The 11,178-nt window shown below is 69.7% G+C and carries 13 protein-coding genes; 6 read left to right on the top strand and 7 right to left on the bottom strand.

What is annotated here, in order from left to right; all coding sequences use genetic code 11:
- The coding region (locus tag AWQ70_RS34150; protein ID WP_174552450.1) for a zf-HC2 domain-containing protein at window positions 1-870 on the bottom strand (870 nt) is incomplete at its 3' end.
- 119 nt (window positions 871-989) lie between these two features.
- On the opposite strand from AWQ70_RS34150, the gene AWQ70_RS34145 reads away from it, so the two are divergent.
- Complete coding sequence (locus AWQ70_RS34145; protein ID WP_067185784.1) at window positions 990-1,532, top strand: orotate phosphoribosyltransferase; 543 nt, start codon at window positions 990-992, stop codon at window positions 1,530-1,532.
- Here AWQ70_RS34145 and AWQ70_RS34140 read toward each other — a convergent pair.
- Entirely contained in the window at window positions 1,504-1,956 is a 453-nt protein-coding gene (locus tag AWQ70_RS34140) for a hypothetical protein (RefSeq protein WP_157530795.1), read from the bottom strand. The two genes, AWQ70_RS34145 and AWQ70_RS34140, sit on opposite strands and share 29 nt — an antisense overlap.
- Window positions 1,957-2,034: 78 nt before the next feature.
- Window positions 2,035-2,712, bottom strand: coding sequence for a DedA family protein (locus AWQ70_RS34135; protein ID WP_067185780.1), 678 nt, complete (start codon window positions 2,710-2,712; stop codon window positions 2,035-2,037).
- Between the two features lie 138 nt (window positions 2,713-2,850).
- Here AWQ70_RS34135 and fbaA point away from each other — a divergent pair, with 138 nt between their 5' ends.
- The 4 genes from fbaA to AWQ70_RS34115 all read left to right on the top strand — a co-directional run bounded on the left by fbaA (window position 2,851) and on the right by AWQ70_RS34115 (window position 7,049).
- The gene (gene fbaA, locus AWQ70_RS34130) at window positions 2,851-3,873 is read left to right on the top strand and encodes a class II fructose-bisphosphate aldolase (protein ID WP_067185778.1); all 1,023 of its coding nucleotides are present in this window, start codon (window positions 2,851-2,853) and stop codon (window positions 3,871-3,873) included.
- A 278-nt stretch (window positions 3,874-4,151) separates the two neighbouring features.
- Entirely contained in the window at window positions 4,152-4,571 is a 420-nt protein-coding gene (locus AWQ70_RS34125) for a DUF3151 domain-containing protein (protein ID WP_067185775.1), read from the top strand.
- A gap of 162 nt (window positions 4,572-4,733) precedes the next feature.
- The gene (locus tag AWQ70_RS34120; protein ID WP_067185774.1) at window positions 4,734-6,017 is read left to right on the top strand and encodes an adenylosuccinate synthase; all 1,284 of its coding nucleotides are present in this window, start codon (window positions 4,734-4,736) and stop codon (window positions 6,015-6,017) included.
- Between the two features lie 117 nt (window positions 6,018-6,134).
- Window positions 6,135-7,049 carry a glycerophosphodiester phosphodiesterase family protein gene (locus tag AWQ70_RS34115; protein WP_245647283.1) on the top strand — a complete coding sequence of 305 codons (915 nt, stop codon included), beginning with the start codon at window positions 6,135-6,137 and terminating at the stop codon, window positions 7,047-7,049.
- A 24-nt stretch (window positions 7,050-7,073) separates the two neighbouring features.
- Here the strand turns inward: AWQ70_RS34115 and AWQ70_RS34110 are convergent, their stop codons facing one another.
- Window positions 7,074-7,280 carry a ferredoxin gene (locus AWQ70_RS34110; RefSeq protein ID WP_067185771.1) on the bottom strand — a complete coding sequence of 69 codons (207 nt, stop codon included), beginning with the start codon at window positions 7,278-7,280 and terminating at the stop codon, window positions 7,074-7,076.
- A 37-nt stretch (window positions 7,281-7,317) separates the two neighbouring features.
- On the bottom strand, window positions 7,318-8,517 hold the full coding sequence (locus AWQ70_RS34105; RefSeq protein WP_067185769.1) for a cytochrome P450: 1,200 nt from the start codon (window positions 8,515-8,517) through the stop codon (window positions 7,318-7,320).
- Window positions 8,518-8,636: 119 nt separating this feature from the next.
- Here AWQ70_RS34105 and AWQ70_RS34100 point away from each other — a divergent pair, with 119 nt between their 5' ends.
- Window positions 8,637-9,284 carry a TetR family transcriptional regulator gene (locus AWQ70_RS34100; RefSeq protein WP_067185766.1) on the top strand — a complete coding sequence of 216 codons (648 nt, stop codon included), beginning with the start codon at window positions 8,637-8,639 and terminating at the stop codon, window positions 9,282-9,284.
- Window positions 9,285-9,340: 56 nt separating this feature from the next.
- Here AWQ70_RS34100 and AWQ70_RS40740 read toward each other — a convergent pair whose 3' ends face one another.
- A complete protein-coding gene (locus AWQ70_RS40740) occupies window positions 9,341-9,484 on the bottom strand; it encodes a hypothetical protein (RefSeq protein ID WP_218004759.1) in 144 nt (47 codons plus the stop codon).
- Between the two features lie 380 nt (window positions 9,485-9,864).
- Window positions 9,865-10,935, bottom strand: coding sequence for a magnesium and cobalt transport protein CorA (locus AWQ70_RS34095; protein ID WP_245647282.1), 1,071 nt, complete (start codon window positions 10,933-10,935; stop codon window positions 9,865-9,867).
- Between the last annotated feature and the right edge of the window lie 243 nt (window positions 10,936-11,178).

The following is an 11,178-nucleotide window of genomic DNA, read 5'->3' as shown; positions in this document are numbered from 1 at the left end:
GGCGGTGGCCGCCCCCGCGGCGGCGGCCCAGTACGCGAGCGGCACCCGCCGCAGCCGCCCGCGAACGCCGCCCTCCCGCGCCTCGCCGCCCGCGTCCGCCGCGCCGTTCAGCGCGGCGAGATACCCGGTGAGGAAGGGACCGGCGACGAGCGGGCCGACGACGACCCGCAGCCCCTGGACGACGTCGGACAGTTCGAGGAAGACCGTCCGGCAGTCGACGCAGTCGGCGACGTGCCCGTCCACCATGCGGGTCTCCCTCCGGCCGAGGTCGCCCCGGACGTAGGCCGCCATCTTCTCCACCATCGCGCCGCAACCGGGAAGCGGCCCGGCGTCGAGGTGGATCTGCAGGAACGCCTGCCGCAGCCCCTCCCTGGCCCGGAACGCGAGGGTCGCGATCCCTTTCGCCGACAGGCCGAGCATCGGGGCGATCTCCTTGGCGCCGCAGGTCTCCACCTCGGTGTGCCACAGCACCATCCGCCACCGCTCCGGCAACGAGAAGTACGCGGTCGCGACCGGTGTGCGCTCCAGTCCCGCGTACGCCGGGTCCACGTAGGGCGTGCCGAGCTCGTCCTCGTCGCACTCCCCCGCGGCCGTACGGCGGAGCGCGGTCAGGAGGTAGGGACGGAAGGCCGACTCGGGGCCGCCTCCGCCCCTGATCGCGTTGAGCACGGCCGCGAAGGTCTCGGAGAGGATGTCCTCGGCCTCCGTGTCGCCCCCCGTGTCGCTCCCTGTGTCGCCCTCGACCATCTGGCCGGCCAGCGAGCGGGCCGCGGTGACGTGGCGATCGAAGAGGGCGGCGTAGGCCGACACGTTGCCGCCCCGCACCGCGTCCAGCAGTTCTGCATCGGTTTGCCGGGTTCCCGCACTCATTGTTACCTCGCGATTACACTCGGTCGTCCCGCACATCATTCCGCCGACCATGTGCGGGCTAAACCGATGACAGGTCCTTACCTCCGGAGCGGTGGCCGCGACCTCGTAGGCTGGGCGCCATGAACGACCGCGAGAAGCTGCTTGACGAGATCAGGAAGAAGGGGGTCGTGCACGGCAGGGTCGTGCTCTCCTCGGGCAAGGAGGCCGACTGGTACGTCGATCTCCGCCGCATCACGCTCGACGGCGTGGCGGCTCCCCTGGTGGGGCGGGTGATGCTCGACCTGACCGAGGACCTCGGCTATGACGCGGTCGGCGGCCTGACGCTCGGCGCGGACCCCGTCGCGACCGCGATGCTGCACGCCGCGCACGCCCGCGGCCGCACGCTGGACGCCTTCGTCGTACGAAAGGCGGGCAAGGCGCACGGCCTGCAGCGCAGGATCGAGGGGCCGGACGTGACGGGACGCCGCGTGCTCGCGGTGGAGGACACGACCACCACGGGCGGCTCCGTGTTGACCGCCGTGGAGGCGCTGCGCGAGGCCGGCGCCGAGGTGGTGGGCATCGCGACGATCGTCCACCGGGGCGGCGACGAGAACCTGGCCGCGACCGGCCTGCCGTACCGCTCGGCCTACAGCCTCAGCGATCTGGGGATCTCGTCACCTTGAACGTCTGGCGTTCCCCGGCCTCGCCCGGGGGACGCTGGGTCCCGTTCTCCAGGACGGTGACGGTGCTCGCGTCGCCGAGGACGACGTCGAGCTCGGGTTCGAAATAGGAGGCCTGCTCGCCTCTGGTCATGTCCCGGTCCATCAGCACGTCCCCTCCGGGGATGCGGACGAACACCGGGCACCGGTCGGCGCTGCACACGATCCGCACGGTCGCCGTACGCGTTCCGGCGGGCGAGGGCGTGTCTCCCGGATCTCCGGGCGTGGAGGCGCCGGGAGTGGCGGCGACGGCCCCGGCGTCGTCCGTGCCGAGGGCCGTCATCAGCGATTTCGCTCCGACGGCGACGAGGGCCAGCGCGAGCAGGACCACCAGGCCGATGAGTACCAGCCGGGCGATCCCCATCGGATCAGACCTGTGGCGTCCCACACATCGGAGGGTAGCGGTTCCACGAACAGGTCAAAAGGACCCAAACGGGGATTAATCGCGTTTTAGTGCGGTGAGCGGTCAGCGTCCGGCGTGGTGCTTGCCCTTGGGGGCGGGCACGGTGCCTGCCTTCCGGTTCTTCAGGACCTCACGGACGATCGGCACCAGGGACAGCACGACGATCACGAAGACGCCGGGCAGGATGTACTTGTCGATGCCCTCGACCTTGCTGCCGAGGAAGTACCCGAGCAGCAGCAGCGCCTCGACCCAGACCACGCCGCCCACGACGTTCCACAGGAAGAACTTGCGCGCGTCCATTTGCAGAACGCCGGCCACGGGGTTCATGAAGGTGCGCACGATCGGCATGAACCGCGCCACCACCACGGCCCTGGCGGGGCCGAACTTCTCGAAGTAGAACTCCGCCTTTTCGACGTGTTCCTTTTTGAACAGCCGCGAGTCGGGCTTGTCGAAAAGCTTGCGTCCCACTCGCGAGCCGAGAAAATGTCCGAGCTGGGCGCCGAGGACCGCGGCCAGCGGCGTCCCGACCAGCAGGGTGGGCAGTGACAGGGGCTCGACACCCTCGAGCACCTTGCCCGAAGCGAAGATCCCGGCCGCGACAAGCAGTGAGTCGCCGGGCAAAAAGAAACCGACGAGCAACCCGGTCTCGGCAAAGATGATCGCGATGACGCCGACCGTCGCGAAGGCGCCGAGCATGGTCAGCCACCACTGCGGGTCAAGAAGGTTCAGGATCACGTCCACGCCCTGAGCTTACCGGTCGGATATGAGGCCACACTGATAAGAAGACGGGCCGCGGACCCGAGCCTGCTTCACACGTCGGCGTGCGCTTCGGGATACTTGCGACTGCCGGTAACTGTCTCAGAAGGAGATGAATTTCCGATGCCTATCGCGACTCCAGAGGTCTACGCCGAGATGCTCGACCGGGCCAAGGAGGGCGGCTTCGCCTACCCGGCGATCAACGTGACCTCGTCCCAGACGCTGAACGCGGCGCTGCGCGGCTTCGCCGAGGCGGAGAGCGACGGCATCATCCAGGTGTCGACCGGCGGGGCGGAGTTCCTCTCCGGCACGACGGTCAAGGACATGGTGACCGGTTCGGTCGCCCTGGCCGAGTACGCCCGGGTGGTGGCCGCCAAGTACCCCGTGACCGTGGCCCTGCACACCGACCACTGTCCCAAGGACAAGCTGGACGGCTTCATGCGGCCGCTGATCGAGATCTCTCGCGAGCGGGTCGCCCGGGGCGAGGAGCCGCTGTTCCAGTCCCACATGTGGGACGGCTCCGCCGTACCGCTGGAGGAGAACCTGTCCATCGCCTCGGAGCTGATCGAGAAGTGCGCCGCGGCGCGCGTGATCATGGAGATGGAGATCGGCGTCGTCGGCGGTGAGGAGGACGGCGTCGTCGGCGAGATCAACGAGAAGCTGTACACCACGGCGCAGGACGCCATCGCCACCGCCGAGGCCGTCGGCCTGGGCGAGCGCGGCCGCTACCTGCTCGCCGCGACGTTCGGCAACGTGCACGGCGTCTACAAGCCGGGCCACGTCAAGCTGCGTCCCACCGTCCTGAAGGACATCCAGGAGGCCGTCGGCGCCAAGTTCGGCAAGGACAAGCCGTTCGACCTGGTCTTCCACGGCGGCTCCGGCTCGCTGCTGGAGGAGATCCACGAGGCGATCTCGTACGGCGTGGTCAAGATGAACATCGACACCGACACGCAGTACGCCTTCACCCGCCCGGTCGCGGACCACATGTTCCGCAACTACGACGGCGTGCTCAAGGTCGACGGCGAGGTCGGCAACAAGAAGGCCTACGACCCCCGCTCGTACGGCAAGGCCGCCGAGGCGGGCATGGCCGCGCGTGTCGCCGAGGCGTGCGCCCACCTCAAGTCGGCGGGCACCAAGCTCCGCTGACCCTGAAGCCCGCGACCCCGGAGCCGGTTCCCGAACCGAGCCGGGAGCCGCATCCGGGCCGGTGCGGAATCGCGCCCGAGTGCGAGCCCGAGCCGGACGAGGAAAGCGGAGCGGGTTCGGAACCGCACCGGATTCGGCTCCTGGGCCGGGCCGGAAAACGTCGCGCGGAGCGTGTTCCCGCTCCGCGCGACGCCGCGTCCGCGCGACAGCGCGGACGTCGTCAAACAAAGAGATTCAGCGCCGGAGGAATCCGGCGATCCCCTCGTTAGAATCGATCGATGGAAACGCACGAAAACCTCCTGGCCGGTCCGCCGCCCACTCTTCTCCCGGACAACGCCGAGGCCCGGCAGATGCTGGAGTCCGGCGCCAAGGCGGCCGACGTGGCCGCGCGCTTCCCCGCCTATTCCGAAGCCTGGGCGGCGCTCGCCGAGGACTATTTCGCGGCCGGGCACGCCGTCACCTCGTACGCGTTCGCGCGCACCGGTTACCACCGCGGGCTCGACCAGCTGCGGCGCGCCGGTTGGAAGGGCCACGGCCCGGTCCCGTGGGAGCACGGGCCCAATCAGGGCTTCCTCCGCTGCCTGTACGCGCTGAGCCGCGCCGCGCAGGCGATCGGCGAGAAGGACGAGGCCGAGCGGTGCGCCCAGTTCCTGCGTGAAAGCAGCGCCGAGGCCGCCCGCGCCCTCGCCGGTAACTGACCTGCCCGAGCCGGCGGAGCCGTACGCCGGAGGCGAGGGGCGGGCCCCCGCACGAGGACCCGCGAATCCCCTTTTCCGACCGGCTCAGGTAGTCTCAGGTTGCAAGAGGCCCCTGTCGCGCTTGCGCCAGGGGTTTTCGTTTTGTGCTGCAGGAGTCAGACCATGCCGGCTGTGGTTCTCGTAGGTGCCCAATGGGGCGATGAGGGCAAGGGAAAGGCCACCGACCTGCTCGGCGGTGACGTCCACTATGTCGTTCGTTACCAGGGCGGCAACAACGCGGGCCACACCGTGGTCATCGGCGACCAGAAATACGCCCTGCACCTGCTGCCGACGGGTGTGCTGTCCCCCGACGTGATCCCGGTGATCGGCAACGGCGTCGTGGTGGACCCGGGCGTGCTGCTCAGCGAGATCGACGGGCTGGCCGCGCGCGGGATCAACGCCGACCGGTTGCTGATCTCGGCGAACGCCCACCTGATCATGCCGCAGCACAAGGCCATCGACAAGGTCAGCGAGCGCTACCTCGGCAAGTCCAAGATCGGCACGACCGGTCGCGGCATCGGCCCGGCGTACGGCGACAAGATCTCGCGCATGGGCGTCCGCGTGCAGGACCTGCTGGACCCGGGCATCCTCAAGCAGAAGATCGAGATCGCCCTGGGTGACAAGAACCAGATCCTCACCAAGATCTACAACCGGCGCGGGCTCGACCCGGTCAAGGTGCTCGACGAGTACCTCGGGTACGCCGAGCGGCTCAAGCCGCACATCACCGACACGTCGCTGGTGCTGAGCAAGGCGCTGGACGAGGGCAAGGTCGTCCTCCTCGAAGGCGGCCAGGGCACGCTGCTGGACATCGACCACGGCACGTACCCGTTCGTGACCTCCTCGTCGCCGACCTCGGGCGGCGCGTGCGTCGGCTCGGGCATCCCGCCGGCGCGGCTCACCCGCGTCATCGGCATCCTGAAGGCGTACACCACGCGGGTCGGCTCCGGGCCGTTCCCGACCGAGCTGACCGACGAGATGGGCGACTGGCTGCGCTCGACCGGCGGCGAGTACGGCGTGACCACCGGCCGCAACCGCCGCTGCGGCTGGTTCGACGCCGTCATCGCCCGGTACGCCACGCGGATCAACGGCGTGACCGACTTCTTCCTCACCAAGCTGGACGTGCTGTCCGGCCTGGAGCGGATCCCCGTCTGTGTCGCGTACGACGTGGACGGCGTGCGCCACGACGAGATCCCCATGACGCAGACCGAGTTCCACCACGCCAAGCCGATCTACGAGGAGCTGCCCGGCTGGCAGGAGGACATCACCGGCGCCAAGACGTTCGACGACCTGCCGCCCAAGGCGCAGGCGTACGTCAGGGCCCTGGAGGAGATGAGCGGCGCCCCGATCTCGGCGATCGGCGTGGGTCCGGGCCGCACCCAGACCATCCAGATCCGCTCGCTGATCTGAGCGGGTTTTCCCCACCCGTTCGGGTTCGCGGCGTTTGAGCGGATGCGCGCCCGGCGGGGTAGGGGTGCTCGGGGAGCGAAGGCCCACCCAGTAGGGTTCGCCGTTGTGCATGGACACGTGGAAATACACGGCCATCGGGGGGCACGCGGGCTGCGGCCCGAGAACACGCTCCCCGGGCTGGCCTACGCGCTGGAACTCGGGGTCGACGCGCTGGAGTTCGACGTCGCCCTGAGTTCCGACGGGCAGATCGTGCTGACCCACGACCTGATCGTCTCGCCGGTGACCAGCGCGGACACCGGGATGGCCGTCCCGGGCGACGAGATGTTCCCTTACGTGGGCAAACCGATCGCCTCCCTGTCGCTCGCCCAGCTCAGGACGCTGGACGTCGGCATCCGGCTGCCGAAGCGCCCGGACGACCCCTTCGCGCTCACCCAGGTGCCGCTGCCCGACACCCGGATGCCCACGCTCGGCGCCGTTCTCGGCCTCGTCGACGCGTACGGCGCGGACGGGGTCCGGCTGCACGTCGAGCTGAAGTCCAACCCGGAGCGTCCGGACCTGACGGCCGACCCCCGCAGGTTCACCGAACTGGTGGTGGAGGAGCTCGACCGGCACGGCCGGCTCGCGAACTCCGCCCTGCTCAGCTTCGACTGGCGCGTCCTGGAAGCCGCCCGGACGATGGTCGACCGGCGGTTCGCGCTGGTCGAGGAGGTCACCATCGCCCCGGCCTGGATGAACGGCCTCGACCCCGCCGACTTCGGCGGCGACCTGGCCGCCGTGGCCGAGGCCGTCGGGGCCACCGTGCTCTCCCCCGACCGCGCGCTGGTCGACCAGGGGCTGGTCGCCGCCGCGTCGGAGCGCGGCCTGCCCGTCGTGGTCTGGACGGTCAACGACCCCGACGAGGCGGCCGCGCTGCTCGACCTCGGCGTGGCGGGCGTCGTCACCGACTATCCCGACCGTATGCGTCGGCTGTGGGCCGCCCGCGGCCTTCCCCTGCCCCCGCCGATCGCCCCCATCCGCACCGCCGTCGCCTAGTGGAGCGGTCGCCGTACGGCCTGGCTAGCCGGGCGGCGGCTCCACGAGGGACAGGGCCCCGGACGGGCAGAGTTGCACGGCCCGCCTGACCTCGGCCGCCTTCGAGGCGGGCGGCTCGGGATCGAGCAGGACGACGGTGCCGTCGTCCTCGCTCTGGTCGAAGACCTCGCCCAGGGCGAGTACGCACATCCCGGCGCCGATGCAGCGGCCGGTGTCCGCGACGATCCTCATCGTTCTCCCTTCTCTGCCGGTATCCCCACCGGTTTCCCTACCAGGTGACCGGCAGCCGGTGCACCCCGTAGATCGCCATGTCGGTCCGCATCGGGACCTCCTCGGCCGGTACGGCGAGGCGCAGGCCGGGGAAGCGGCGCAGCAGCGCCGGATAGGCGATGCGCATCTCGGTCCTGGCGAGCTGCTGCCCGAGGCACTGGTGGATGCCGTGGCCGAAGCTCAGATGCCCGCCCCCGGGCCGGGTGACGTCGAGCAGGTCGGGCTCGGGGAACCGTTCGGGGTCGCGGTTGGCCGCGGCCACCGACAACGTCACCGACTCGCCCGCCCTGATGAGACGACCGTCGATCTCGACGTCCTCCAGGGCCGCGCGCACCGGTCCGATGTGGATGACCGTGAGATAGCGCAGCAGCTCCTCGACGGCGTGCTCGGCGACCTCGGGGTCGTCGCGTACGGCGGCGAGCTGCTCGGGGTTGCGGAGCAGGGCGAAGGTGCCGAGGCCCAGCATGTTGGCGGTCGTCTCGTGGCCCGCGATGAGGAGCAGCGTGGTGATGCCGGTGAGCTCCTCGTCGGTCAGGTCGGTGTCGGCCGCGAGCCCGCTGAGCAGGTCGTCGACCGGCTCGGTCCGCTTGCGCCGCACCAGCTCGTCGAGATAGCCGAGCAGGTCGTCCATCGCGGCCTCCACCTGCTCCAGCGTGGACTCCAGGCTGAGCAGCACCGCCGAGTCACGCTGGAACTTCTCCCTGTCCTCGTACGGCACGCCGAGCAGCTCGCAGATCACGAGGGACGGGATCGGCAGCGCGAACGACCGTACGAGGTCGGCGGGGGCGCCCGTGCGTTCCATGGCGTCCAGATGGTCGCGGGTGATCTCCTCGATCCTCGGTTCGAGCTGCCTCATGCGGCGGACCGTGAACTGGCCGGCCAGCAGCCGCCGATAGCGGGTGTGGTCCGGCGGGTCCATGCGCAGGAAGAAGCCGGGCCGCCGCAAGGTCGAGCGGAACTGCGCTGCGCGCTGGGCCACCGGCGTGTGCAGCAGGTCGATGCGAGTGCTGAAACGGGGGTCGGCGAGGATGGCACGAGCGGCCGCGTAGCCGGTCACCAGCCACCCCTGGTGGCCGTCGGGGTAGGCCAGCGGGCGGATGGGATCCTCCTCCCGCCAGAGGCCGAGGGCCTCCGGCGGGTCGAAGGGGCGTTCACGCGTGAGGGGGAGGGTCACCGGACGGATCGTGGCGTCGGTCATGACGGGCTCCTTGGCGGGAGAACGCGGTGGATGACTCTGGTGGTGTCGCCTCTCATCACGGAACAACATTTAATGCAAAATTGCAATGGATGAACATATATATGCGGTAAAGTCAGAATATGTCGGACGCTCCTGGCCTGCGGGAACGCAAGAAGATCCGCACGCGGAACGCACTGATCGACGCGTCCCTGCGGCTGTTCGATGAGAAGGGCTTCGACGAGACGACCATCGCGGAGATCGCCGCCGCCGTGGACATCTCACCCAGAACGTTCTTCAGCTATTTCGCCGGCAAGGAGGACGTGGTCTTCTTCGACCACGAGGCACGGGTCGAAGAAGCGCTCGCCGTGATCGCGGACCGCCGGCCCGGCGAGCCGGCGATCGACCTCCTGGTCCGGGCGGCACGGCAGAACGTGGACCACGACTTCATCGGCCCGGACCGCACGCCCGGGTTCGCCGACCGGCGGGCGCGGCTGATCGAGAGCGTTCCCGCGCTCCAGGCGCGCGCGCTGCATCTGCTGTTCGACACCCAGCGGCGCCTGGCCCGCGCCCTGCTCGCGTCCTGCCCCGGCGATCTCGATCCCGTCGAGGCCGCCGCCGCGGTCGGCGCGATCCTCGGCGCGGCCAGGCTCGCCGCCATGACGAGCCGCGACAGCGGGGCCTCCCCGGACGAGATCAAGGCCGCCGCGCGGAAGGCGATCGACATCACGATCAGGGGCCTGGCCGCCCTCGGTTCCCCAGGCCCTCCGGACTCCCCCGGGCGTACCTGACCTCGCCGGGCGGACCGCCCCCGGCTACGAGCCGCCCTACGGCCGGAACGGGCGGGTCACCGGAGTCTCAGCACCTCGGCGATCCTCTTCTTGATCGCGTCGCGATGGGGCAGCGGAGTGGGCTGCTCCGATCTGGTCCGCCGGACGCCGAGGTCCGCCAGGACGTACAGGTCCCGCAGCGTGCGCAGGCAGTTGCACACGTACGCGGGGATCGGCGCTCGGACGTCGGCGAAGTCGGCCTCGATCGAGGTGAGCCACGCGAGCGCCTGCTCTTCGGTCGGCTCCGGCCGGGTGCGCGCGGCGCTCCGGACCGATCACATCACGCTCGATCCAGGTCTGGAGCACCTTGTACGGGTGGCCGTCGCGGATCTCCGGGTCGGGGTCCCGGAGGGCGGCGGCGAGTTCCTCCACCAGATCGTCAAGGTCGCGACCCGGCGGCACGCCGCAGTCGTCGGCCCAGACGCTCTTCCAGTCGATCGTTTCAGCGGTGTTCATGCCAGCAACTTATGGGGGCCGACAACCGGTTTTCCGGGCGCGGAGCCTCCGTCGGAACGACCGGGCGCGGCCGCCCCAACGCGTACTAGAGCCAGCCGTTGCGGCGGAAGGCGCGATGGAGCAGCGCGCAGGCGACGACCATCAGGCCGATCACCACCGGGTATCCCCAGGCGGTCTTGGTCTCCGGCATGAAATCGAAGTTCATGCCGTAGATGCCGGCGATCATCGTCGGCACCGAGATGATCGCCACCCAGGCGGAGATCTTGCGCATGTCCTCGTTCGCCAGCGCGTTGGAACGGGCGAGCGCGGCCTGCAGGATCGAGTCGGACAGCTCGTTGGACGACTGGACCTGCTCGCACACGCGGGAGAGGTGGTCGCCGACGTCACGGAAGTACTCGCGCATCTCCGAGGGGATCATGCGCCGCTGGGGAAGGGCGTTGAACGGCGTCTGGAGCGGTCCGACGGCCCTCTTGAGCTCCAGCATCTCGCGCTTGAGCTGGTAGATCCGGTTGATGTCCCGGGAACTGACCTCGGCGAAGACGGCGGCCTCGACGTCTTCCAGCTCGTCCTGCATCAGGTCGGCGACGTACAGGTACTTGTCCACGACGAAGTCGGCGATGGCGTGCAGCACGCCGGTCGGCCCGCGCCCGAGCAGCTTGGCGTCGTCCTCCAGCTTTTCGCGGACGTCCGCCAGGGGGCACTGCTTGCCGTGCCGTACGGTGACGACGAAGTCGGGGCCGACGAACACCATGATCTCGCCGATGGCGATGATCTCGCTCGTGGCGGTGGGCTCCTGGTGGTCGATGAAGGCGACGGTCTTGAGCACGACGAAGAGGGAGTCGCCGTACCGCTCGACCTTGGGCCGCTGGTGGGCCTTGATGGCGTCCTCGACGGCGAGCGGGTGCAGGCCGAAGACCTCGGCGAGCCACTCCACCTCGGGCGCGGCGGGCTCGTAGAGGCCGACCCAGACATAGGCGTCGGGGGTGGTGCTGCCGTCGTTGTGCTCGCGGACCAGGCGGACCGCCTCGGGGATGCCGGCGACCTCGACCTTCTCGCCGGCGACGTACGCGCCGTATTCGAGGAGCGAGCTGCTCGGCGGCACGCAGCGCTCGGCGACGGACTTCTCAGGCATGGCCTTGGCGGCGGGCTTGACCAACCGCGGCGGGGTCACCCGCGTGTGCCGCGAAATGAGTGGAAAAAGAGTTGAGGAGCGCATGGCGGACCCTTCCCGCCCGAGCCGGCACGCTCCACGCGCGACGCGATGTCACCCCTTTTTCAGGCGTGAGCTTGCCCCTCGGGCTCACAGATCAGGTGGTCGGGAATGCGCACGTCGCACGTGCGCGGGCACGTACTGACGGGATCACCAGAAGACACCCGAACCACCTCCAATCGCCACGAG

The organism is Microtetraspora niveoalba (genome assembly GCF_001570405.1).
In the GTDB taxonomy this organism is placed as follows: Bacteria; Actinomycetota; Actinomycetes; order Streptosporangiales; family Streptosporangiaceae; genus Microtetraspora; species Microtetraspora niveoalba.
The sequence above is the reverse complement of the archived record's forward strand: the minus strand, read 5'-3'. Positions and strand labels throughout refer to the sequence as shown.